The sequence below is a fragment of the Microbacterium sulfonylureivorans genome (genome assembly GCF_003999995.1).
In the GTDB taxonomy this organism is placed as follows: Bacteria; Actinomycetota; Actinomycetes; order Actinomycetales; family Microbacteriaceae; genus Microbacterium; species Microbacterium sulfonylureivorans.
Genome location: NZ_RJAD01000002.1, coordinates 69,239 through 92,470 on the forward strand (window position 1 = coordinate 69,239; position 23,232 = coordinate 92,470).

Genomic DNA, 23,232 nt, shown 5'->3' on the forward strand with positions numbered 1-23,232 from the left:
CGCCGGGCGCCGCCGCCGCTACGACTTGGGGGCGTCGCCTTCGGCCTGGTCGTGGTGCTCGGGGCCGCGATCGAAGACCTCGGGGTCGAGCACGAGCGCCTCGGCCTCCTCGTGGTCGGTAACGATGTCCTCGCCCGCGGCCGCTGCCTTCTTGGCCTTGCTGCGCTCGCGGAAGTAGTGCCACAGCGTGATGAGGGCGGTGCCGCCGACGGCGACCAGCAGGATGACGTCGATGTACTCTTCGACGAAGTGCGCGACCCACGGGATGAACCCGATCGCATATCCGAACATCGTCAGGCCGAAGCCCCAGAGGACCGCGCCGATGAAGTTGTAGAGCGTGTACTTGCCCTTGTGCATGTGCCCCACGCCCGCAGCGACGGGCGCGAACGTGCGCACGATCGGCACGAAGCGGGCGAGGATGATCGTGAGGCCGCCGAAGCGCTCGAAGAAGGCATTCGTGCGTTCGACGTTCTTGACGCTGAACAGGCCCGACTCCTTCTTCTCGAAGACCGCCGGTCCGCCCTTGTGGCCGATGAGGTAGCCGACCTCACCGCCGATGAACGCGGAGAGCCCGATCAGCAGCGCCACCCACCACACGCTGATGCCGAAGATGCCGTTCGGTGCGCCCGTCTGCGGGTGCGACAGCAGCCCCGAGATCACGAGCAGGGTGTCTCCGGGGAGGAGGAAGCCCACAAGCAGACCGGTCTCGGCGAAGACGATGAAGCAGACCACGAGAAGGGCCCACGGCCCGGCCCACGCGATGATCGCGGCGGGGTCGAGCCAGGGGATGAGGGCGATGTCGTGCAAGGTCGTTCCCGTCGGTCGGTAGGTCGGCGGAGGTCACCGCGAATGCGGCTGCGTGCGGAAGGTGGGACTTGAACCCACACGCCCGGAGGCACAGGAACCTAAATCCTGCGTGTCTGCCAATTCCACCACTCCCGCGAGTGGGTTCAGTCTACTGAGGCGCCTGGACGGCGGCTGTGGGGCAGACCCCCGGTCCGGCGGGTGGCCGGTCGGCGCTTGCTCGACGCCGGATCAGCGCTTGATGCCGAAGAGGAAGTAGCTCGCCGGGCCGATCCAGTTGACGAGGATCGCGGGGATCCACGCCGGCTTCGGGCCGCGCACCTCGTCGGCATCGCGATGGGCGAGGTCCCAGAACGCGAGGAACGCGAACGCCGCCTGCACGAGCCCCAGCACCCCGAACACGGCCTGCTGCCCGGGAGACAGCTCCTTCTTCGGCTTCGTCATGTCGGCCCCTTCCGCTCCACACCATCCTGCCCCCCGCCGCCGTCTTCCGCATCTGTGGATAACTTCGGGATGTCGCTTTCCGGTCTTGGGAGGATGCAATGGTGCCTTCGCCCACCGTCCTGCCCCCCTCATCGGTCGCGGCGTCCGCGGCATCCGGTGGGTCTGCGGCGGCGGTCGTGGCCGAGCGGGTGCGCGAACGGCTGAGGGCGGAGCGCACCGATCCGTCGCGCGATCCCGAGTTCGCCGCGCACGTCGCGCGCGCCGAGGTGCGCCGTCACAACGACTTCGCACTCGCGAGGGGGCTCGCGCCGGTCGACGACGAGTCGGCATGCGTCCGCGAGGTGCTCGCCAGCGTGGCGGGGTTCGGACCCCTCCAGCCGTATCTCGACGACCCCACCGTCGAAGAGCTCTGGATCAACGCCCCGGATCGCATCTTCATCGCGCGCGGCGGCGTGTCGGAGCGCACGCCGCTCGCCCTGACCGACTCCGCCGTCCGCGACCTCGTCGAGCGGATGCTGCAGTCCACCGGCCGTCGGGTCGACCTGAGCCAGCCGTTCGTCGACGCCTCGCTGCCCGACGGCTCGCGTCTCCATGTCGTCATCCCCGACATCACTCACCGCCACTGGGCGGTCAACGTCCGGAAGTTCCTCCCCGCCTTCCGCGACCTCGACCGTCTCGTGTCGGCGGGCTCGATCGCCGCCGACGCGGCAGAGCTGCTGCGCTCGGCGATGGCGCGCGGCGCCTCCGTCCTCGTCTCCGGTGCGACGCACGCAGGCAAGACGACCGTGCTCGGAGCCTTGATCGCCGCGTGCCCGCCGGGCCATCGCATCGTCACGGTCGAGGAGACCTTCGAGCTCGCCGTGGCCGCCACCGACATCGTCGCGCTCCAGGGGCGTCAGCCGAGCCTGGAGGGAACGGGCGAGGTCACCTTGCGGCGCCTCGTGAAGGAGGCGCTGCGCATGCGGCCGGACCGGCTCGTCGTCGGCGAGGTGCGCGACGCCGAGGCGCTCGACCTCCTCCTCGCGCTGAACACCGGCGTGCCGGGCGCGGCGACCATCCACGCCAACTCCGCGCGCGAGGCGCTCGGCAAGCTCGCCGCACTCCCGCTCCTCGCGGGGCGGAACATCGACGCGGCATTCGTGCTGCCGGCGGTCGCGGCATCCGTCGATCTCGTCGTCCACTGCGAACGGGATGCCTCGGGTCGGCGCCGGGTGGTCGAGATCGCTGAGCCGACCGGAGTGGAAGCCGGGGTCGTCGCGGCCCGGACGATCTACGAGGCGACCGCATGACCTTCGTCTGGGGTGCCGTGCTCGCCGCCGGGATCCTCCTCGTGCTGTCGCCGTGGCTGTGGCCGGTGAAGGCGGAGCGTCCGACGGGCCCCGCGAGCGGGCGCCTCGCACGCCTTCTCGAGTCCGCCGGCCTCGCACGGGTGTCTCCCGGTGCGGTGGTCGTCGTCGCGGTCTGCGGCGCCGTGGTCGGCGCCGCGGCGGCCTGGCTGGTCGCACAGGTCGCCGCGCTCAGCCTCGTCGCCGCCGTCGCCGGTGCGTTCGCGCCGTTCGCGTGGCTGCGCGCGCGACGTGCGCGACTCGTCCGCTCCCGGCGGGGACTGTGGCCCGACGTGTGCGATCTGCTCATCGCCTCTGTCAGGGCCGGGATGTCCCTCCCCGACGCGGTGGCGAGCCTTGCGGATTCCGCACCGGCCGAGCTTCGTCCCGCGTTCGCGGGGTTCTCGCGCGACGTCGCGGCGTCCGGGCACTTCGACTCCAGCGCGCAGCGACTCAAAGCGGCCCTCGCCGACCCTGTGGCCGACCGGATCGTCGAGACGCTTCGAATGGCCCGGCAGGTCGGCGGCACCGACCTCACACCGGTGCTGCGAGCGCTCGCCGGTTCGGTGCGCGCCGACACCGCGCTGCGAGCCGAGGTCGAGTCGCGGCAGTCGTGGATCCGCGGGGCGGCGGTGCTCGGCGTCGCCGCGCCGTGGGTCATCCTCGCGCTGCTGGCGATGCGGCCCGAAGGCGCGGAGGCGTACGGCAGCCCCGAGGGCATCGTGCTGATCCTCGTCGGGGCAGCGGTGTCCTTCGTGGCGTTCCGCGTGATGGTGCGACTCGGCCGCCTGCCCGAGCCGCGGAGGTGGTTCGGATGAGCCTTCTCGGCATCGACGACCTCGCGTTCTCGATCGTGCTCGGCTCCGCGCTCGGTGCGGGGATCTGCCTGCTGCTCTCGCTCGCCCCGCGGTGGGGAGCGCCCAGCCTCGCCCGTCGCATCGCCCCGTACATCCGCGACGTCATCGATCCCCGCGGCGTCGGGATCGCCCCCATCGCACCGGCCGACAGCGCTGCGCTGGCGTGGCAGACGATGCAGCGCCGGTTCGCGCGCGTCGTCGGTGGCGACGAGTCCGTCGCGCGGCGCCTGCGGCAGGCCGGCTCGCCGGGCGATCCTGCTGCCTTCCGGGGTCGACAGCTGGCCTGGGCGCTCGTCGGTCTCGCCGCGGGCGGGTTGCTCGTGGTCGGTGCGGTGCTGCTCGGGCGAGGGTCTCCCTCGCTCGCGCTCCTGCCCCCGCTCACCGCCGTCACTGCCGCGTTCGCCTGCGACGCCCGGCTGACCCGCGCCGCCCGGGCGCGCGCGGCGCGCGTGCGGGAAGAGCTGCCGACGGTGCTCGAGTTCGTGGCGCTGTGCCTGTCGGCCGGCGAGGGCATCTTCGACTCGCTGCGACGCGTCAGCGACGTCGGCGCCGGGGAGCTCACCGCGGAGCTGCGCGGCGTCGTGGTGGCCGTCGGCACCGGATCGCCGCTCTCCGAAGCGCTCGCCAAGCTCTCCGATCGACTGCAGATACCCGCACTCACGCGAGCGGTCGACCAGCTCGTCGCCGCGATCGACCGGGGGGCGCCGCTCGCGCAGGTGCTCCATGCCCAGGCGCTCGACGCCCGGGAGGACGCCAAGCGCGACCTCATCGAGCGGGCGGGGCGCAAAGAAATCTACATGCTCGTCCCGCTCGTCTTCCTCATCCTCCCGCTCAGCGTGCTGTTCGCGGTGTTCCCGGGAGTCTTCATGCTTCGGCTCGGCATCGGCTGAGCACGACGTCCAAAGGAGAGAAATGATCCGCATCCACACGCAGCGACTGATCGCCCGGCTCCGCGCAGCCGCGCTCGACATCGGCGAGGACGAGCGAGGCGACGTGCCCGGATGGGTCCTCATCACCCTCATGACCGCCGGGCTCGTCGTCGTGATCTGGGCGCTCGCCGGCCCCGCCCTCGCGGGTCTGTTCGAACAGGCGATCTCGCGGGTGTCCGGCTTCTAGCCCGTGCACGTCCGCGCCCGCCTGCGAGCGGCAGCCGAGGGAGACGAGGGCTCCAGCCCCGTCGAGTTCGTCCTGGTCGGCGCTGTGCTGACCGTGATGACCCTCGCCGTCCTCCAATTCGGCCTCGCCCTGTACGTGCGCAACGTGGTGCACGACGCGGCGGTGGAAGGCGCCTACCACGCGGCTCTCGCCGATACGTCGCTCGACGACGGGGCGGAGCGCACGCGCGAGATCGTCACCCGCACGGTCGGGGCCGAGTACTCGGCCGATGTCGCCGTGCGCGAGAGCGCCGCGCTCGGACACCCCACGGTCGAGGTGACCGTGCGCGCGGTGCTGCCGCTCGTCGGATTGCTCGGCGCTCCGCGCACGATGGAGGTGACCGCGCGTGCTCCGATCGAGTCCCTCGACTGATCCCGGCGATGCGGCCGACGACGCCGAGCGCGGCTCGGCGGCGCTGGAGTTCATCCTCGTCGGACTCGTCCTGCTTGTGCCGCTCGTCTACCTCGTCGTCGCGCTCGGCCTGATCCAGGAGCAGTCGCTCGGCGCGGAAGCGGGAGCTCGCCACATCGCCCGCGCGATCGCCACGGCCGGCGATGCCGAGGATGCCGAAGAGCGTGCCGATCTCGTCCTCGAATCGATCGTCCAGGAGTACGGCCTCGACGCGGACGGGGTGGCGCTCTCGCTGAGCTGCCGCCCGGCCGGCGCAGAATGCCCGCGTGCCGGTGCGACACTCGTCGTGACGCTCCGCGCGGCCGTCGCGCTCCCGCTCGTGCCGTCGGTCCTCGGCCTGGACCGGCTGGCGAGCGTGCCGATCGAGGCATTCGCCGCGCACAAGGTCTCTCGGTTCTGGGGGTCGGAGTGAGACTCCATCGGCACGGCGCCCCCGCGCGCGAGCCAGATGACGAGGGCAGCGTCCTCCTCCTGACCATCGGCTACGCGGCGCTCGCGCTCGTCGCCGTCCTGGTGTGCGTCGATGCGACGAGTCTGTACCTGGCCCAGAAGCGCCTCGATTCGCTGGCGGATGCTGCGGCCCTCGCCGCCGCGGACGGCTTCGAGCTGACCATCGTCGACGATGAGCCGGTCGCCGTGCTCACCTCGGCCGGCGTGCGGGCTCAGGCGCAGCTGATGGTCGACGAGGTCGGGGGAGGCGCGACGCTCGTGTCGGCGGCCACTCCGGATGGCGTGTCGGCACGCGTGACCGTCGCCGCTGCGTGGCATCCGCCGGTCCTCACGCTCTTCGTGTCCGAGGGTGTCGGCCTGGAGGCGACGGCCACGAGTCGCACGGCGCTGCGCTGACCACGTCGGGCGCGGCGCTCGATCCCGATAACGGGACAGGGTCCCACCCGCCGAAGCGGATGGGACCCTGAACTCGCTGCTCAGTGCTGTCGTGTCAGCAGGGGACGCGACCGCCGCCGCCGCCGTGACCCGGACCGTGGCCGGGGCCGCCGTGGTCACCGCCGCCGCCGTGGCCGGGGCCGCCGTGGTCACCGCCGCCGTTGCCGGGGCCGCCGTTGCCGGGGCCGCCGTGGTCGCCGCCGCCGTGGCCGCCGCCCGAGCCCTTGACGGGCGTCGTCTCGAAGGCCTTCTCGATCTCCTGCGAGAACGTGTTGCCCGCGGCATCCTTCGCCGTCACCCGCAGGTCGACCCAGCCGCCCTTGTCGGACACCGGAATCTGCGCGGCATACCCGCTGACCCAGGCGCGCGACTTCACGAAGACGTCGCCGTCGCCCTCGACCGCGCCGGTCGGGGCATCCGTCTTCGCGGGCTTCAGGGAGACCTTCTTCCACTCGCCGCCCGCGGTGCGGGCCTCGAGCTTCGCCTCGGTGATCTTGCCGGCCGGCGCGGTGCCGGCGACATGGCCGAGTTCGAGACCGAGCGGGATGCTGGAGCCCTTGCGGCGCCCCTCGCCCACGAGGTTCTCGACGTTCACGTCGACGTCGTAGTAGGCGGACATCATCGGCAGAAGCCGCTGGGTCCAGTCGCCGAGCTTGCCCTCCGAGCGGAAGGTCCACTCGCTGACCGTCTTGGTCGAGCCCTTCAGGTGCGAGCCGTCGTGCGTCGCCGTGCTGACGACACGCCAGTCCTGCTCGCCGTCGGGCAGCTCGTAGATGTTCGCACCCTGGTACTGGGCCTGCTTGACGAGCTCGCCGTCGAGGTAGATGTCGGTCAGCTGCGTGACGGTGGCCGGCTCCATCCACGTGTCGAACGAGCCGGTGCGCATGGGATCGCCGCCGTCAGCCCAGCTGGGGACGTTGACCTGCGCGTAGTCCGACACGCGGTAGGGCACCCAGTAGCCGACGCCGATGTTCGGACGCACGATTCCGCCGAAGTACTCGACCTCGAGCTCCTTGCCGGCCGGGTAGGAGCGCATCGTGTCGCGCATCTCCCAGCGGACCGACTCGACTCCGACGCCCTGATTCCAGCGCAGGTCCTCGGTGCTCACCCATTCCTCGCGGATGACGCCGCGCTCCGCGCGAAGGAAGAAGCCCGAGCCATAGCGCGCTCCCGGCACGAAGTCGTACCGGAACTCGCCCATCAGCTCCTTCTGACCGTGATAGGTCGTGTCGATGCGCGTCAGATCCTTCGGCGCATACGCGAGGTCGGCCGGGATCTCGCCATCGCTGTAGCGGGCGACGTCGTACACGACATCCGCGTACTCATCGCCGACAGCAGTGATGGTGACCTTCTTCTTCGCCGCGTCCGCGATGAGCTTGCGCCCCTCGACGCCGCTGACGGCGGCGACGGTGATCGGCGCGTCCGACTCGTAGTCGTCCGATCCCACCCACGTGCTCAGTTCGCGGTCGGAGTCGTTCGCGAGGATGACCATCTTCGCGCCGGCGGCGGCCGCGTTCGCGACGGCCTGTCCGGGCGTGAGGTCGTTCGAGCGGGTGACGATCGCGACCTTGCCCTTGACGCCGGCCGCGGCGATCTCGTCCGGAGTGCCCTTCCCGGCGTTCACCGCGGTGGCCTTGATCTCGCCGTTGAGGAACGTCGAGCCCACCTGCACGATGACGTCGAGCGGCTGCTTTCCGGCCTTCACCGTGAGCATCGGCTCCCACAGGCGCCAGCGCGTGGTGAAGTCGAACTCGGCGTCGTCGACCTTCATCGGCTGCGCCCACATCTCATCGATGTAGACCGGCATGATGGCGCCCGTCGCGAAGTCGTCGGCGCGGAAGTCCATCCGGCCGAAGACCTGCTCCAGATCGTCCCGACCGACGTCGACCGTGGCCTCCGTCGCGGTGCGCGCGTCGAACGCGACCGCCATGTCGCGGTCAAGCGTCAGCATGGGGTCGCCCACGAGAACGCTCGCGATGGTGTCGGGCGTGCGGTTGACCTCCATGAACGAGGTGACCGAGTAGTCGCCCTTCATCAGGCGCAGCGTGGTCTCTCCCTCGACGAGGACGGGTTCCATCCAATCCGATGCCGCATCCCACACCACCGCGTACGCGGAGATGGGCTGGCCCTCGAAGTCGGTCGCGGTGAGGGTGAGGTCGTAGCGCTCGGCCTCGGCGATCGTGCCGATCGCGGTGCGCGTCACGGGCTCGCCGTCGACCGAGCCGACGAGGGCGCCGGAGAGCTGAGTGCCCGCGGGGACCTTCGACGGGTCGACCGTCATCGTGACGGACTTGGTCTCGCCTGCCGGAATGATGAGCGAGTCGACGTCCGTCGTGAGCGCGTCGAAAGCGATCCCGTCCGACAGCGGGCCGGGGCCCTCGACGCCACCGGGCGTCGTGTCGGTCAGCGTCGCCTCGAGGGCGACGGTGATCTCGGCATCCGTGCGGTTCGTGTACTCGACGGTGCGCTCGACCGGAGTCGGCTCCTCGCCCCACATGAGCATGCCGAAGTCGCCGGATCCCGCTGCGACGACGGGAGCGTTGAGCGCGGCGGCGACGTTGACGACGCCGGAGCCGCCCGCGTACGACGTGAAGCCGTAGTCGGTGGCCGTGCTCGCCAGGGCCGCCTTGAGCTCGTCCGTCGTGAGGTCGGGGTTCGCGCTCAGCAGGATGGCTGCGGCGCCGGCCACGTGAGGCGTGGCCATCGAGGTGCCGCTCATGCCGATGTACGAGCCCTCACCGGGGCTGTCCGCCGAACGGGCCGCGGTCACGTCGTTTCCGGGACCGCTGACGTTGGGCTTCAGCGCGCCGGAGCGCGACAGCGGCCCCTGGCTCGAGAAGTACGACATGTCGCCGGACGGGTCGTCGACCGAGCCGACCGTGAAGGCCTGCTCGGCCGATCCCGGTGCGCCGATCGTCTCCGGTGCGCCGGCGTTACCGGCCGCGACCACGAACAGGGCGCCGGTCTGCTCGGCGATCTGGTTGAGCGACTCGGCCATGAGGTCCTTGCCGTCGGACGGCGACATGGAGCCGAGGCTCATCGACACGATCGGGGCGTTCTGGCCGGCCCACTCCATCGCCTCGATGATCCACGAGTCCTGACCGTAGCCGTCGGCGCCGAGCACCTTGCCGATCAGCAGGTCGGCGCCGTCGGCGACGCCGCGGTGGGTGCCGTCGCTGGCCGCGCCGGTTCCGGCGATGGTCGAGGCGACGTGGGTGCCGTGGCCGTGGAAGTCGGTCGCGACTTCCTCCCCGGGCACGAAGCTCTTCGACGTGCTGAGCACACGGCCGGCGACGTCGGGGTGCTCGTCGTCGATGCCGGTGTCGAGCACCGCGACGGTCACGCCTTCACCGGTGTAGCCCTGGGCCCACGCCTCGGGGGCGTCGATGAACGGCACGCTCGAGTCGAGCGTTGCCTGCACCTTGCCGTCGAGGTGGATGGCCTCGATGCCGCCCGCGAGGGTGGCACCGGTCGAGAACGAGCGTGCGGAGGCGCCGGCCGAGTCGGTGAGAGCGCCCCATGCGGAGGCGGCGTCGGCGTGGCCGAGCGTCGCGGCGGCGCCGCCGATGCTGGCGAGCTCCGCCTGCACCTCGAGGCCGGGGACGGGAGCAGCGTAGGTGCGCGCGGCGGCGCCGTCGGTCTCGACGATCACCGGGGTCGCGTCGACGGAGGCGTCGTCGTAGCCGTACTCGATGAGCATCGACACATTGAACAGGTCCTGGTCGAGCGCGCCCGAGGCCAGGTAGGGGAGCGCCGCGTCGGGGAGGACGTGGTATTCGCCGCCGACCTCGTACGTGCGCACACCGGCGCCTTCGACGGCGGTGTCGATGTCGACGGTGTGGGTGCCGTCGCTCAGGTCGGTGACGGTGACACGGTCGCCCGTGATCAGCGTGACCGTGGTGGAGCCGCCGGCGACCGCGTCAGTGGTGGGGGGACCGTCGACGGTGGCGTTTGCGGACGCCGGCAGAGTGCAGAGGCCGATGCCTGCGATGCCGATCGCCAGACCGCTTGTGGCGGCGACGATCGGGCGCAGGCGGCGGCCGATGGGCTGGGGTCGTGACATGCGTGAACCTCTCGGGGGTAGGGGATCTTTAAGAAGCATCCCTGGAGGCTCGCCTAAAGTGGTGGCGGAGAAATGCCATGTCCACCATCCGCCAGGCCCGGCGGGTGACGATGGAGCGATGGGGAAGGTCACCGTGCTGGATGCGCTCGGACTCGACGAGGCGCACACCGCCGTCTATCGGTGCGTCCTCCAGCAGCCCTCTGCGTCGACGGCCGAGGTCGCCGCGGCGCTGAGCATGTCGCTGCCCCGCGTGCGCCCGATGGTCGCCGAATTGGAGAGCCTCGGGCTTCTCGCGCGTCAGGCCTCGAGCAGCGACAGGTTCGTGGCATCCCCGCCGTCCATGGCGCTGCGCCCGCTGCTGCTGGAGCGCGAGCGAGGGCTCACCCGCGCCCACGAGGCCCTCGCCGAGCTGAGCGACCTGTATCGGCGATCCGCCGAGCAGCGCAGCGTCGCCGACGTCGTCGACGTCGTGATCGGCGACGATGCCGTGCGCCAGCGCGTCGCGCAGCTGCAGGCGGCGTCGACCGAGCAGGTCCGGGTGCTCGTGCTGCACCAGATCGCGCTCGTCAGCGGTGAGGAGAACATCGAGGAGGACCGCGCCCTCGCCCGCGGCGTCCGCTATCGGGTGATCGTCGAGAGCGCCGTCCTGGAGCGCCCGGGGTTCCTCACCGCCGCTCGGGAGATGGCCCAGATCGGCGAGGAGATCCGGGTCCTCCCGACCCTCCCGACGCGCATGTTCATCGCCGACGACCAGATGGCGCTCGTCCCGATGCATTCGCACGACGCGGACCAGGGCTTCGGTGCCCTCCTCATCCACCCCAGCGGCCTGCTCGACCTCGTGACGTCGATCTTCGAGGAGTACTGGCGCTCGGCGACCGAGTTCCTCCCGTTCGCCGCGACGCCCACCACCGAGGACGTCGACCGTGATCTCCTCCGCCTGCTTCTGCTGGGGGTGACGGATGCCGCGGCCGCCGCGCAGCTCGGAATCTCCCTGCGCACGGTCCAGCGTCGCGTGTCCGAGCTCATGGAGATCGCGGGGGTCACCACCCGAATGCAGCTCGGGGCCGAAGCGGTGCGGAGGTCGTGGGTCTGATCTCGCGGTGAGGCCTTCCGGCCGCGTCAGCCGACCGTCGCCGAACGGTCCCCCCGACGAGGCTCGCTCACGGCCGGACCCGCGGCACGAATCGCGGCACCCATCGCACGAAGGCGAGAGCGCCGATGAGGCCGATGAGGCCGACGGCTCCGGTGGCGACGGCGAGGCTCGTCACCGCGGCGATGGCCGAGACGACCAACGGCGAGACCGCGCCGCCCGCGTCGGTCAGCGTCCGCCACGAGCCCAGGAAGGGAGCAGGATCGCTCCGCGGTGCGACATCGGCGCCGAGGGTGAGGAGGATGCCGCTCGACAGGCCGTTGCCGACGCCGAGCACGGCCGCGAACATCGCGAACCACATCGCGGACTGGTCGAGGTCGTGCGTGAACGACAGCGCGATGAAGCCGAGCCCCATGAGGAGCATGGCGGGGAGCGCGGCCCAGAGCCGTCCGAACCGGTCCATCACCTGGCCGCTCGCGTAGAAGAGGGCGAAGTCGATCGCACCCGAGATGCCGACCACGAGCGCGATCGTCTGCGCGTCGAGTCCGATCGACACGCCCCACAGGGGGAGCACGACCTGCCGTGCCGAGCGGACGGCGGAGAGGGATGCCGCGGCCAGCCCGAGACGCGACAGCACGCGTCGGTACTGCCACATCGTGCGGAACACGCCGGCGCGCTCGGAGGTGGGGATGGATCCGGTCACAGGCTCGCCGGTGTCCTCGGCCAGCCTCGAGTCGTCCTTCGACGGCGTGAGCTGCTTCTCCGGGTCGGGCCCGAGGAGCACGAGGAGCACCGTGGCGACGAGGCATCCCGCGAAGAACCAGATCGCGGCGTGCTCGTCGCCGAAGAGCACCAGCAGACCGGCCGCGACGAACGGGCCGATGAACATGCCGAGACGGAACGTGCCGCCGAGGAGCGAGAGCGCGCGTGCTCGGAAGGCGAGCGGCACCCGAGTGGTCATGAACGAGTGACGTGCGAGGCCGAACGCGGCGGCGCAGAACCCGATGAGGAAGATGGCGAGGGCGAACACCCCGAGCGACGGTGCGAGGGCGAGGCCCACCACCGCGCCGAGCGAGAGCAGGCCTGCGATGGCCATGGTGAGACGCTCGCCGATCCGGGCGACGGCCCAGCCCGCGGGGATGTTGCCGCACAGCTGGCCGACGACCAGCGCCGACGCGACGAGCGCGGCGGTCGCGACATCCGCTCCCAGCTGTGCGGCGATGACCGGGATCAGCGGGATGACGGCACCCTCGCCCAGGGCGAAGAGGACGGTCGGGCCGTAGATCATCGGAGCGAACCGCCAGAGCACGTCCCGCGCGGGCACGGGTTCGTGTTCGGGGCGATCGCTCACGGGCATCCACGTTAGTCTGGACTGTCATGCTCGACTTCGATCCCTCCGCCGATATCCAGGCCCTGCGTTCCACGTTCTCCGACATCAAGTCCGTGGTCGACGTCGAGGGACTCACCGCAGAGATCGCGCGGCTGAGCGAGGAGGCCGGCGCACCCGACCTGTGGGACGACGTCGAGAAGGCGCAGAAGGTCACCAGTGCCCTCAGCCACCGTCAGTCCGAGCTCAAGCGCGTCACAGATGTCGAGTCGCGTCTCGACGACCTCGAGGTGCTCGTCGAGCTCGCGAACGAGATGGACGACGAGGACTCGGCCGAAGAGGCGCGTCGCGAGATCGCCGAGCTCGAGGACATCGTCGGCCAGCTCGAGGTGCAGACACTCCTCGACGGCGAGTACGACGACCGGTCGGCCGTCGTGACCATCCGCTCCGGCGCCGGGGGCGACGACGCCACGGACTTCGCCGAGATGCTGCTTCGCATGTACCTGCGCTGGGCCGAGCGCCACAAGTACCCGGTGAAGGTCATGGACACCTCGTACGCCGAGGGCGCCGGGATCAAGTCCGCGACGTTCGAGGTCGACGCGCCGTACGCGTACGGCACGCTCTCGGTCGAGGCGGGCACGCACCGTCTCGCACGCATCAGCCCGTTCGGCTCGGCCGACAAGCGTCAGACGAGCTTCGCCGCCGTCGAGGTCATCCCTGTGATGGAGGAGGCCGTCGAGGTCGACATCCCCGAGGGCGACATCCGCGTCGACGTCTTCCGTTCGTCCGGCCCGGGCGGTCAGTCGGTCAACACGACGGACTCGGCCGTGCGCCTGACGCACCTTCCGACCGGGCTCGTCGTCTCCATGCAGAACGAGAAGTCGCAGATCCAGAACCGCGCCGCGGCCATGCGCGTGCTTCAGACGCGCCTTCTCCTTCTGCAGAAGGAGAAGGAGGCTGCCAAGAAGAAGGAGCTCGCCGGTGTGATCACCGCGAGCTGGGGCGACCAGATGCGGTCGTACTTCCTCTACGGCCAGCAGCTCGTCAAGGACCTCCGCACGGGGCACGAGGTCGGCAACCCGGCCATCGTCTTCGACGGCGACCTCGACGGGTTCATCTCGGCGGGCATCCGGTGGCGCAAGCGCAAGGACGTCGACGACTGACGTCGCAGCCCTGACCTGATGGTCAGGCCTGGTCCAGGTTCTCCTGGATCATCACGGGCGACGCATGGATGCACATGATCCGCAGGCGTCCCTGACCGGTGTTGGTGAAGCCGTGCCACGTGTCGGCGGCGACGACCGCGGTGTCTCCGGCGTGCGCGACCACGGTGTCGTCGCCCATGCGGATGGTCGCCTCTCCTTCGATAACGAGCCACGTCTCGGTATAGGGATGCCGGTGCAGGCCCGGCCCCATGCCGGGGTCGTTGTCGACGTAGAAGAACGAGACGCCCGAGTCGTGCTGCCGGCCCTCGAAGCGCATCGTGCGCGAGGCGCCCACCAGGAGCTCTGATGCGGGGATGGGTGAAGCGGTCATCCCTCCATCGTGACCCGAGACGCGCGCCGGAGTCCAGTGCCCGTCAGCGGATGCCGCGGTCCGCATCGCGGCAGGAAGCGGGAGCGGGCTCAGAACGGTGCGCTCACGAGATCGTCCGACGATCGGAAGACCGGCACTCGCCGCTCCGGCTCCACCCGGTAGCGGCGCCCGGATGGCGACGTCCACTCCAGCGCGCCACCTGAGCCCGCGATCTGCGAGACACGCCAGCCGCCATGGTGCTTGATCGTGTGATGCCCCTTGCAGAGCGGTGCGAGGTTGTCGAGCGAGGTCTCACCGCCGTGCTCCCACGCGAACGTATGGTCGATCTCGCATCGCGCTGCCGGAATGCCGCACCCCGGAGCCATACAGCGGTCGGCCCGCCATCGCACCAGGCGACGCAGCGGGGGCGGTGGTCGGTACTGATCACGCCCGACCGAGAGCACCACGCCCGTCTCGGGGTGGGTGAGGATGCGCATCCAGCCGTCCGCTCCGCCGCACAGCTCGCGGGCACGAGCGGCAGGGATGGGCCCGACGCCCTCGACGACCGCCGGCCCGCACGCCGTCGACGCGTCGACACCTCCGGCAGACCTTCCCGGGCCCCCGGCGTGATCGAGCAGGCTCATGACGGGAACCGTCACCGCAACGGTCGCGCGGATGCCACGCGCTTCGGGCGCCAGCGCGGTCGTCTCACCGTCGACGAGGAGATCGCCGAACACGTCCGCCCGCCGCTGGTCGAGCGTGCGGTCGTCGTCACCGTCTCCGAGGGCCTTCGCGATCGCGGTCAGCCGACCGTGGATCGCCCGTGCCTCGACGGCAGGAAGCAGCGCATGGATCCATGCCATCCCGTCGTCCGCGGGCTCGACGACCACGCGCCGCTGCCCCAGAGCCCGCTCGTGCCGCTCGGCGAGCGTCGCAGAGCGTTCGACGTCGATCAGCGCCCGCAGCGCCCGTCGGAAAGCTCCGATCGCGAGCTCTTCCGCGAGCGCGATGGCACGGTCGGTCACGCGGGCGCGCACCTCGGGTTCGATCGGGTCGAGGGCATCGACGAGGATCTCGGCGTGGCGCTCGGTCATCCGCGCGCGCCCGAGCGACTCGAGCGCGGCGGGGTAGCGATGGACGAGGGATTCGGCCATGGCCACGAGCCCCGCGGCCGCATTCTCGGTGACCCGCAGAGCTGCGGCGAGTTCGAGACGCACCGAGCGCTCGACCACCGCGGCGACCGCGCCGCCGTACATCCGCGCCTCGTCGAGCGCATTGCGGCGCATCGCATGGATGCGGACCAGTCGCTGCGCGGCGAAGACCGACATCATGTCGGCGACCTCGGTGACGAGGCTCACATCGTCGGGCGCGTGGAGAACGTCGGCGAGCCACTCCGCACCCGGGTCGGGCACGGCATCCGGGTCTCGCTCCTGCTCTGCTGCCATACCCAGACATTAGAACATATCTACGACATCGGCGTCGCCCGCCCCGCCCGTGACCCGCCGTGGCCCCGGATGCGCCCCGGCGCGCACGATCGGATGCCCCCCGCCGGGTGTCGCTCTGACCCACCCGGGCCGCCGCGCTTAGGCTCGTTAGGCCATGATCCGGTTCGAGAATGTCACGAAGCGCTACAAGGGCACGTCGAAGCCGGCCCTGAACAACGTCGATTTCGAGGTGCTGCGGGGGGAGTTCGTGTTCCTCGTCGGCGCCTCCGGCTCGGGCAAGTCGTCGTGTCTGCGCATGATCCTGCGGGAGGAGACACCGAGCGACGGCCGTGTGGTCGTGCTCGGCCGCGATCTCCGCACCCTGTCCAACCGCAAGGTGCCGTACTTCCGCCGCCACATCGGCGCGGTCTTCCAGGACTTCCGCCTGCTGCCGACCAAGACGGTCTTCCAGAACGTCGCGTTCACGCTGCAGGTGATCGGGTCGTCGCGCGGATTCATCCAGCAGACGGTCCCCGAGGTGCTCGCCCTCGTCGGGCTCGAGGGCAAGGAGAAGCGGTTCCCGCACGAACTCTCCGGCGGTGAGCAGCAGCGCGTCGCCATCGCGCGCGCATTGGTCAACCGCCCCCAGGTTCTCCTCGCGGACGAGCCGACCGGAAACCTCGACCCCGCGACATCCGTCGACATCATGCAGCTGCTGGCGCGCATCAACGCCGGGGGCACCACGGTCGTCATGGCAACCCATGAAGCCGGCTTCGTCGACCAGATGCAGCGTCGCGTGATCGAGCTCGCCTACGGCGAGATGGTGCGCGACGAGAGGCACGGCGGGTACGGCGACACGTCCGGCCTCCCGAGCCTCGCACCCGAGCAGGAGCGCGGCGCCGCCGCCGTCGCCGCGCTCACCGCGGTGCTCGAGGTGCAGCGCGAAGCGGCCGCAGCAGCCGAAGCCGGTCTCGATCCGACCCTCGCCGACCTCGATGAGGAAGAGGCGGCGGATGCTGCGCCCCCACCGGCACCGACGCCGCACCGTGAGCCCGAAACGGCGGCGAAGCCCTCGACCCTCGAGGAGCGCGCCGTGGAGCCCGAGCCCGCGCCCGAACCGGCCGAGTCCGTGGAGGAAGCGGAGCCGAAGCTTCCCGTCACAAAGGCGCCTGCGGCACCGCAGACGCAGCCGATCCCGGTCGCCGACATCCCCGAGATCGATGTGGCGGAGCTCGGTCTCGCCGACCGTCTCGGGCTCGGCGAGAGCGACCCCGATGACGAAGTGGGGCCCACGTCGTGAGGGTCGGACTCATCCTCTCCGAGGCGTTCACCGGCCTGCGCCGCAACGCCTCGATGGTCATCTCGGTCGTCCTCGTCACGTTCGTGTCGCTCACGTTCGTGGGCGCGGCGATCCTCATGCAGATGCAGATCGCCACGATGAAGGACTTCTGGGTCGACCGCGCCCAGGTCGCGATCTACATGTGCACCGCGATCTCGCAGGCGCCGACCTGCACGGGCGGCGTCGCGACCGAGGAGCAGCTCGCCGCCGTGCAGGAGAAGCTCGACGGGCCGGCGCTGGCTCCCTTGATCCGTGACGTGCGGTTCGAGGACAGCGAAGAGGCGTACCAGAACGTCCTCGACCTGCTCGGCGAGGACTACGCGAGCGTCATCACGCCCGACCAGCTCAACGAGACGTACTGGATCAACCTCGTCGACCAGCGGCAGTCCGACGTGATCCTCGAGGCGTTCCGCGGCACCGAGGGTGTAGAGGAGGTGCAGGACCAGCTGCAGTACCTCGAGCCGCTCTTCTCGGCGCTCACCGTCGCGACCTACATCGCGGTCGGCATCGCCGCACTCATGCTGATCGCTGCCGTGCTGCTGATCGCCACGACGATCCGGCTGTCGGCCTATGCCCGAAGACGCGAGCTCGGCATCATGCGGCTGGTCGGGGCATCCAATCGGTTCATCCAGACGCCGTTCGTGCTGGAGGGCGTGTTCGCCGCGCTCATCGGGTCGATCCTCGCCAGTGCCGCCGTCATCGCAGGTGTGCACTTCGGCGTCGATCAGTACCTCCGCGGCAGGGTCGAGTTCGTGACGACGTGGGTCGGGCTGGCCGATGCCTGGCTGGTGGTGCCGGTGCTGATCGTCATCGGAGTCGTGCTGGCGGCGCTGTCGGCAAGCTTCGCGATCCGGCGGTGGCTCCGCACCTGAGTCGACCCCGGCTGGGGGTAGACTGAACGGCTGCCGTGCGATCGCGCGGCGATCGATCGAGGAGTCAGCATGCCCAGGGAACGCGGGGAGAAGGTCGTCGCGACCAATCGTCGCGCACGCCACGAGTACACGATCGAGAAGACGTACGAGGCCGGCCTCGTGCTCACCGGTACCGAGGTGAAGTCCCTGCGTGAGGGGCGCGCCAACATCTCCGACGGCTACGCATACATCAACGGGGGAGAGGCGTTCCTCGACGCCGTGCACATTCCGGAGTACTCGCAGGGGCATTGGACCAATCACGCCTCGAAGCGCGTCCGCAAGCTGCTCCTGCACAAGGACGAGATCATCAAGCTCTCGCATGCCGTCTCAGCGGGCGGGTACACGCTCGTGCCGCTGAAGCTCTACTTCTCGGACGGCCGCGCCAAGGTCGAGATCGCCGTCGCGAAGGGCAAGCGCGAGTACGAGAAGCGCCAGACGATCCGCGAGCGCGAAGACAAGCGCGAGGCTGAGCGCGCCATGCGCTCGCGCAACCGCCTGGGGGACTAGCCCCGATTCAGCTCGCGCTGAACCTCGCTTCGACGGCCGCAGTGATCACGATGTCCTCCGGCTGGAGCTGCACCGAGGGTCCGCTCCCGCCGGAGTCGGCGGCGAACGAGGCCTTGGCCATCAGCATGCGCGGCGCGGGACCCGCCTCGGGGGTGTCGTTGCGCGTCAGCAGCCCGAGATCGGCGATCTCGAGCGGCGAGACGGTGCTCAGTCCGATGGCGCCTGCGTAGGCGGTGGCGCGGGCGACGGCCACGTCGACGGCGCCGGCCGCGACATCCCGCTCCGTCGAGGCCCGCGTCTCGGGAGTGAGCTGCCAGTCGATCCAGCCGAGCTGGACCCCCTCGCGCTCGACGACCTCTCCGGCCCACCACGACAGCACCGCGAAGTCGGTGAACGTCGCGCTGAAGTCGACGGTGGCGTAATGCACCGGTGCGAGGCGCTTGCCATCGGGGTTCCACGGGCGCTCCGACCAGACCGACACGCGCTGGCTCGTCCATTCGATCACCGTGCCGGCGGCCTTGCGGGAGGCCAGGTCGTCGCGCACCGGCTCGCTGAACGCGGCCATGCGCTCGACGACCGCGCCGCGCTCTGACCCTTCGGCGCGGATCGTGAGGTGCGCGACCGCGCGCTCTGGGGCGATGCGGGTCTCGTGCTCGCCACGGACGGTGATGACGACTTCGCTCATGCGGGCGAGCCTACGCCGACATCGTTCTCGAATATGTCGGGCATAGGGAAACTTCCATTCAGGTGCATCCAAGCAGTCCTCGAGCGCGGAAGGACTTGTCAACGGGCGACGAAGGGTCGCCCCCTTGAAGGAGGACCACCGTGCGAACGAAGATCATCGCGGGCATAGCCGTAGGCACCATCGCCGCACTCGGACTGCTCACCCCCGCCAGTGCGGCCACCGCCGGCAACGCCGTCCTCTCGGTGCTGCACGGCATCCCCGACACACCGGTCGACGTGTACGTCAACGGCGAACTCACGCTCGACGACTTCCAGCCCGGCGACCTGGCCGGACCGCTCGACCTTCCGGCGGGCGACTACGAGGTCGCTCTCACCGCGCCGGACGCGACCGACGACAGCGCGCCGGTGCTCGGCCCGGTGACCCTGACGCTCGAGGCCGACACGAACTACACCGCCGTCGCGCATCTCGACGAGTCCGGGGGGCCGACCGTCACTCCGTACGTCAACGACACGTCGTCTACAGCGGCGGGCGAGGGTCGGCTCACCGTGCGCCACGATGCCGCGGCGCCGGCCGTCGACGTCCTCGCCGGCGGAATGCCGGTGATCGAGGGGCTGGCGAATCCCGACGAGTCGTCGCTGGATCTGCCGGCCGGCACGATCGAGGCGTCCGTCGCCGCCGCGGGCACGACCGACCCCGTCATCGGCCCGGCTCCGGTAGAGGTCCAGGAAGGTGTGCTCACCATCGTGTACGCGTGGGGGAGCCTCGAGGACGAGAACCTCGACATCGCCGTCCAGACGATCACCGGCCTGCACTCGGCACCGGACGGCGTCAACTCGGGCACCGGCGGCCAGCTCGCCCAGCGCGATCTGATGCTGCAGGTCTTGTTCATCGTCGGTGGCATCGCCGTCGCGGCCGCGGTCGCGACATCCGTCGTGGTCGTGGCGCGAGCACGGGCGCAGCGCTGAGGACGGACAGCATGACGAGGACGACCGCGGGCGCGCTGACGGTGCTCGCGGTCGTCGTCGCGCTGACGGGATGCAGCTCACCCCCAGGGGCTTCCCCGTCGGTGCCGGCACCGACACCGACGGCGACGGCACGCCCGACCCCCGCCGTCGAGGTGCCGATCGCGGCGGCCACCCCGATGCCGGCGCGGCGGTCTGCGCCACCGGTGCGGGTGGTCGCCGCGTCCATCGGGGCGGATGTCCCCGTGATCCCCGTCGGAGTCGAATCGGGCGGATTCATGGAGCTGCCGGTCGACCCCGCCGTCGCCGGCTGGTATCGATTCGGCGCAGACCCGTCGAGCGACGACGGCAACACCGTGATCTCGGCTCACGTCGATGCGCCGGACTACCCGATCGGCCCCTTCAGCAGGCTGCGCGAGGTTCGGGTGGGCGAAGTGATCGAGGTGACGGATGCCGCGGCCGCGGTGCATCGCTATGCCGCGGAGAGCGTGACCTACTACCCGAAGGCCGACCTGCCGGTCGCCGGGCTGTTCGCCCGCGAGGGCACTCGCAATCTGGTGCTGATCACCTGTGGCGGACGGTTCGACCCCGGCACCGGCCGGTACGACGACAACGTGGTTGTCATCGCGACCCCGACGTCATGAGCCGGCGATGGTGCCGGCCGACAGGGAAGGAACGACGGTGGACGAAACACAGGATCGCGATCTGTGCGAGCGGTTCCGGAGCGGCGACGAGCGCGCGCTCGAGGAGATCTACCGTCGCTGGTCCCCGATCGTCTTCACGCTGGCCCTGCGCTATCTGGGCGACCGAGGGGACGCCGAGGACGTGACGCAGAAGGCGTTCGTGTCGGCATGGACCTCGCGCGCGTCGTACGACCCGGCCAAGGGCCGCATCTCGACCTGGCTCGTCGCCATCACGCGCCGGCGGATCGCCGACACGCTTGAAGCGCGCACGCGCGTGCGCGCTTTGCAGGAGCACCTCCAGCGCTTCGTAACCCCTGAGGAGCTCGCCACCCCGGAGATCGACCTGGGCGACCGCCTGCTGCTGGCGAACGAGCTCGATCAGCTCGAGCCGGACGCCAGACGGGTCGTCCGCCTCGCGTTCTACGACGATCTCACGCACGAGCAGATCTCAGACCGTCTTCAGATGCCGCTGGGTACCGTGAAGAGCCATATCAGGAGAAGTCTCGTCCGCCTGCGCAGCCGATTGGAGGTGGGTCATGTCGCATCTTGATCCCGAGCGGCTCTCACTGATCGCCATCGGCGACCCCGCGACCGCGGAGGAGCGCGCCCACCTCGAGCAGTGCGACGAGTGCTCGCTCGAGCTCGCCGAACTGGAGTACACCGTCGCCGTCGGACGCTCGACCGTCGCGCTGGGTGGTGTCGAAGCACCCCCCGACCGGGTGTGGGATCGCATCGCCGACGAACTGCGCCTGTCACCCTCTTCCGGCACGCACACCGCGGCGGACCCGGGATCGCTCGGGGCGGTCCGTTCGGTGCACAGCGCCCCTGCTCGCCGAGGCCGCGTGTCGCGCGTGCTGTTCGCGCTCGCGGCGAGCGTCGCGCTGATCGTGGCGGGCTTCGGCACCTGGATGCTGGTGCGTCCAGCCGATCCGGTGGAGGTGGCGTCCGCGTCGCTCGACGCCTTCCCGGATCATCCCGGCGCGCACGGCGAGGCGGTGGTCGTCCAGGCCGCCGACGGCGAGCGACAGGTCAGGGTCGAGCTCGACGGGTCAGAGACCGATGCCGGGTTCCGCGAGGTGTGGCTCATCAACGCCGATGCCTCGGCGCTCGTCAGTCTCGGAGTCCTCGACGGGAGCGAGGGAGTCTTCGCCATCCCCGACGACGTCGACCTGGCCGACTACGTGCTGGTGGACATCTCGCAGGAGCCGGAGGACGGCGATCCCGCCCACTCGGGCGACTCCATCGTGCGGGGCGAACTCGGCTTCGCGTGACAGGAATGGCGGGGGCGCAGCATCCGTTGTATTCTGGTGTGCTCGGATGCTTCGGCACATCGAGTGTTCAGAAACTCAACAGCGTGACAGCGGCCCTTCGCACGAAGGCTCATGGGGATGATCGGTTTCGACATCGCCTGTGAATCTGCGGGAAGCGGGCCGAGGATGCAGGGTTATCTCGTAAACGACCTCTGCAAAAACATAATTGCCGATGCAAATCGCAATGAGTTCGCCCTCGCTGCCTAAGCGAGCCTGAACTCCGTGAGACCGTAGGCGTTCCCGCTACGGACCCTCGCGTCATCTAGGGGACTTGCTGCGTGATGGCGTCTGGACGTCACGTGGGACTCTTCCCAGGCTGGGCTCGTCGACTTAGGTGTCTGTGACAAAGGTCGGAGCCGAGCAGAACGTCTCTACAGACTGCGCCCGGAGAAGACGCAGTATCCCAGCGATGGACGGGGGTTCGATTCCCCCCATCTCCACCACCCGCTGTCACGGAACAAGGCCCTGAGAACCGCGTAATCACGCGGGTTTCGGGGCCTTTGTTCGTTGCCGGCGACATCGCCCGAACCATATCGCCCACAAACCATCAGGGCATACATGCTGAAATGCGTGTCCGGATGCCGCTCGTTGCCGGTCTCATGGGTCGTTGCTTGCGCGGGAGCCTGGGCAGTCGTTGAGCGAGCCCAGCGAGCCAAACGGTCGTCAGCTCGACCGGAGCGGGCCAGCTTCCGGGTTGAGGCCGCCCTGGACTGGTGTGCGGTCGGCGGGTGGGCGGGCGGCAGGGCTCGGCTTGCGTGCGGCGGCGCGCCTCGCGAATCGCCAATATGGGAGCGGAGGCGGTCATCCGCGCAGCCGCGTTGATTGGGGGCGTTGTAACGCCGTGGCCAGCCGAAGCGCGGCGGTTGGACGTCCCTGTGTCGCCCCCGGGTGGGCACATGTCCGGCCGCTACGGTGGTTGGTATGCGATGCCGATCAGCGTTGGTGGTCAGTTCGTTCCTCCTCGCCACATCGCTTACAGGCTGCGCCACTGCCGCGGTCGGCGGGGAGATCGCGACACCTGCCGTTGTGACCAAACCCACCGCGACGAGTGAGCCCACCTCCGCTTCGGATAGCGAGGTTGCCGCAGCGCGCGAGCAGGCCCAAGCGTGGCTCGAGGCGGCCACCCTCCCGCCGGGAGCCGTCCGCTCGGAAAGGCGCATCGGCGGCTTCTACTCATACACCGGGTGGCCGTGCGGGCCGGTCGAGGAGATCGAAGCATTCTGGACGATCCCCGGCGCGACCGTCCGTGACACTGCCAATTGGCTCATGAAGCACCCAACCGCAGACCTCATCACGACGGCCGTTGCGCCTGTACCCGACGACCCGGCCATCGATTCTGCGATCGTCGGATATATCCCTGAGCTGGACTCTCAGGAAGGAATCGTCTACACGGTCGGAAAGACCAGGGATGGGGTTGCGGTGAGAGCCGAGGTCGCGGCTCAGACGGATTCCGCATTCTGCCCACCCCTCCCTGACGGCGCGACCTACGGAGCACCGGGACAGGGATAGCGCCACCCTGGCTGTCGAGAGCCGCTCGG

At 70.1% G+C, this 23,232-nt stretch carries 24 protein-coding genes, 1 tRNA gene and 1 other RNA gene; 18 read left to right on the plus strand and 8 right to left on the minus strand.

The window, feature by feature from the left end:
• Positions 1–18: 18 nt before the first annotated feature.
• The 3 genes from EER34_RS09755 to EER34_RS09765 form a co-directional block, all read right to left on the minus strand.
• Positions 19–807 carry a DedA family protein gene (locus EER34_RS09755; protein ID WP_127474421.1) on the minus strand — a complete coding sequence of 263 codons (789 nt, stop codon included), beginning with the start codon at positions 805–807 and terminating at the stop codon, positions 19–21.
• A gap of 53 nt (positions 808–860) precedes the next feature.
• Positions 861–942 (minus strand) — tRNA-Leu (locus EER34_RS09760).
• A gap of 93 nt (positions 943–1,035) precedes the next feature.
• Positions 1,036–1,248 carry a PLDc N-terminal domain-containing protein gene (locus tag EER34_RS09765; RefSeq protein ID WP_127474422.1) on the minus strand — a complete coding sequence of 71 codons (213 nt, stop codon included), beginning with the start codon at positions 1,246–1,248 and terminating at the stop codon, positions 1,036–1,038.
• A 176-nt stretch (positions 1,249–1,424) separates the two neighbouring features.
• On the opposite strand from EER34_RS09765, the gene EER34_RS09770 reads away from it, so the two are divergent.
• The 7 genes from EER34_RS09770 to EER34_RS09800 are packed head-to-tail and all read left to right on the plus strand — an operon-like array spanning position 1,425 to position 5,842.
• Positions 1,425–2,537 (plus strand): TadA family conjugal transfer-associated ATPase, encoded by a 1,113-nt coding sequence (locus EER34_RS09770; RefSeq protein ID WP_240642340.1) that lies wholly within the window; start codon positions 1,425–1,427, stop codon positions 2,535–2,537.
• Positions 2,534–3,391, plus strand: coding sequence for a type II secretion system F family protein (locus EER34_RS09775; RefSeq protein ID WP_127474424.1), 858 nt, complete (start codon positions 2,534–2,536; stop codon positions 3,389–3,391). The genes EER34_RS09770 and EER34_RS09775 overlap by 4 nt, the downstream gene beginning before the upstream one ends.
• Positions 3,388–4,320 carry a type II secretion system F family protein gene (locus EER34_RS09780; RefSeq protein ID WP_127474425.1) on the plus strand — a complete coding sequence of 311 codons (933 nt, stop codon included), beginning with the start codon at positions 3,388–3,390 and terminating at the stop codon, positions 4,318–4,320. Before EER34_RS09775 ends, EER34_RS09780 begins: the two co-directional genes overlap by 4 nt.
• A 22-nt stretch (positions 4,321–4,342) precedes the next feature.
• A complete protein-coding gene (locus EER34_RS09785) occupies positions 4,343–4,546 on the plus strand; it encodes a hypothetical protein (protein ID WP_127474426.1) in 204 nt (67 codons plus the stop codon).
• Positions 4,547–4,549: 3 nt separating this feature from the next.
• Positions 4,550–4,957, plus strand: coding sequence for a TadE family protein (locus EER34_RS09790; protein WP_205791554.1), 408 nt, complete (start codon positions 4,550–4,552; stop codon positions 4,955–4,957).
• The gene (locus EER34_RS09795) at positions 4,932–5,408 is read left to right on the plus strand and encodes a TadE family protein (RefSeq protein WP_127474427.1); all 477 of its coding nucleotides are present in this window, start codon (positions 4,932–4,934) and stop codon (positions 5,406–5,408) included. The genes EER34_RS09790 and EER34_RS09795 overlap by 26 nt, the downstream gene beginning before the upstream one ends.
• Positions 5,405–5,842, plus strand: a complete 438-nt coding sequence (locus tag EER34_RS09800; protein ID WP_127474428.1) for a pilus assembly protein TadG-related protein — start codon at positions 5,405–5,407, stop codon at positions 5,840–5,842. Before EER34_RS09795 ends, EER34_RS09800 begins: the two co-directional genes overlap by 4 nt.
• Before the next feature lie 94 nt (positions 5,843–5,936).
• On the opposite strand, the gene EER34_RS09805 is transcribed toward EER34_RS09800, so the two are convergent.
• Complete coding sequence (locus EER34_RS09805) at positions 5,937–9,944, minus strand: S8 family serine peptidase (protein ID WP_127474429.1); 4,008 nt, start codon at positions 9,942–9,944, stop codon at positions 5,937–5,939.
• 118 nt (positions 9,945–10,062) lie between these two features.
• Here EER34_RS09805 and EER34_RS09810 point away from each other — a divergent pair, with 118 nt between their 5' ends.
• A complete protein-coding gene (locus tag EER34_RS09810) occupies positions 10,063–11,037 on the plus strand; it encodes a transcriptional regulator TrmB (protein WP_240642273.1) in 975 nt (324 codons plus the stop codon).
• Positions 11,038–11,104: 67 nt separating this feature from the next.
• Here the strand turns inward: EER34_RS09810 and EER34_RS09815 are convergent, their stop codons facing one another.
• The gene (locus tag EER34_RS09815) at positions 11,105–12,391 is read right to left on the minus strand and encodes an MFS transporter (RefSeq protein ID WP_205791557.1); all 1,287 of its coding nucleotides are present in this window, start codon (positions 12,389–12,391) and stop codon (positions 11,105–11,107) included.
• A gap of 20 nt (positions 12,392–12,411) precedes the next feature.
• On the opposite strand from EER34_RS09815, the gene prfB reads away from it, so the two are divergent.
• Positions 12,412–13,524 carry a peptide chain release factor 2 gene (prfB, locus tag EER34_RS09820; protein WP_127474430.1) on the plus strand — a complete coding sequence of 371 codons (1,113 nt, stop codon included), beginning with the start codon at positions 12,412–12,414 and terminating at the stop codon, positions 13,522–13,524.
• Positions 13,525–13,546: 22 nt separating this feature from the next.
• Here the strand turns inward: prfB and EER34_RS09825 are convergent, their stop codons facing one another.
• Together EER34_RS09825 and EER34_RS09830 are read right to left on the minus strand one after the other, a co-directional pair.
• Complete coding sequence (locus EER34_RS09825; RefSeq protein WP_127474431.1) at positions 13,547–13,894, minus strand: cupin domain-containing protein; 348 nt, start codon at positions 13,892–13,894, stop codon at positions 13,547–13,549.
• A gap of 89 nt (positions 13,895–13,983) precedes the next feature.
• Entirely contained in the window at positions 13,984–15,318 is a 1,335-nt protein-coding gene (locus tag EER34_RS09830; protein ID WP_240642274.1) for an HNH endonuclease signature motif containing protein, read from the minus strand.
• A gap of 154 nt (positions 15,319–15,472) precedes the next feature.
• Here EER34_RS09830 and ftsE point away from each other — a divergent pair, with 154 nt between their 5' ends.
• From ftsE to smpB, 3 genes are all read left to right on the plus strand, one after another.
• Positions 15,473–16,597, plus strand: a complete 1,125-nt coding sequence (gene ftsE / locus EER34_RS09835; protein WP_127474432.1) for a cell division ATP-binding protein FtsE — start codon at positions 15,473–15,475, stop codon at positions 16,595–16,597.
• On the plus strand, positions 16,594–17,508 hold the full coding sequence (gene ftsX, locus EER34_RS09840; RefSeq protein ID WP_127474433.1) for a permease-like cell division protein FtsX: 915 nt from the start codon (positions 16,594–16,596) through the stop codon (positions 17,506–17,508). The genes ftsE and ftsX overlap by 4 nt, the downstream gene beginning before the upstream one ends.
• A gap of 69 nt (positions 17,509–17,577) precedes the next feature.
• Entirely contained in the window at positions 17,578–18,054 is a 477-nt protein-coding gene (gene smpB / locus EER34_RS09845; RefSeq protein ID WP_127474434.1) for an SsrA-binding protein SmpB, read from the plus strand.
• Between the two features lie 7 nt (positions 18,055–18,061).
• Here the strand turns inward: smpB and EER34_RS09850 are convergent, their stop codons facing one another.
• Positions 18,062–18,739: an SIMPL domain-containing protein gene (locus EER34_RS09850; RefSeq protein ID WP_127474435.1), complete on the minus strand. Its 678-nt coding sequence runs from the start codon at positions 18,737–18,739 to the stop codon at positions 18,062–18,064.
• Between the two features lie 140 nt (positions 18,740–18,879).
• Here EER34_RS09850 and EER34_RS09855 point away from each other — a divergent pair, with 140 nt between their 5' ends.
• From EER34_RS09855 to EER34_RS09880, 6 genes are all read left to right on the plus strand, one after another.
• Entirely contained in the window at positions 18,880–19,704 is an 825-nt protein-coding gene (locus EER34_RS09855; protein ID WP_127474436.1) for a DUF4397 domain-containing protein, read from the plus strand.
• A gap of 11 nt (positions 19,705–19,715) precedes the next feature.
• The gene (locus EER34_RS09860) at positions 19,716–20,345 is read left to right on the plus strand and encodes a class F sortase (protein WP_127474437.1); all 630 of its coding nucleotides are present in this window, start codon (positions 19,716–19,718) and stop codon (positions 20,343–20,345) included.
• A 7-nt stretch (positions 20,346–20,352) separates the two neighbouring features.
• Positions 20,353–20,934, plus strand: a complete 582-nt coding sequence (locus EER34_RS09865) for an RNA polymerase sigma factor (RefSeq protein WP_127474438.1) — start codon at positions 20,353–20,355, stop codon at positions 20,932–20,934.
• Positions 20,921–21,655 (plus strand): anti-sigma factor, encoded by a 735-nt coding sequence (locus tag EER34_RS09870; RefSeq protein WP_127474439.1) that lies wholly within the window; start codon positions 20,921–20,923, stop codon positions 21,653–21,655. Before EER34_RS09865 ends, EER34_RS09870 begins: the two co-directional genes overlap by 14 nt.
• Before the next feature lie 113 nt (positions 21,656–21,768).
• Positions 21,769–22,137, plus strand: a transfer-messenger RNA (tmRNA) gene (gene ssrA, locus EER34_RS09875).
• A gap of 583 nt (positions 22,138–22,720) precedes the next feature.
• Positions 22,721–23,203 carry a hypothetical protein gene (locus EER34_RS09880; RefSeq protein WP_164743532.1) on the plus strand — a complete coding sequence of 161 codons (483 nt, stop codon included), beginning with the start codon at positions 22,721–22,723 and terminating at the stop codon, positions 23,201–23,203.
• Positions 23,204–23,232 lie beyond the last annotated feature (29 nt).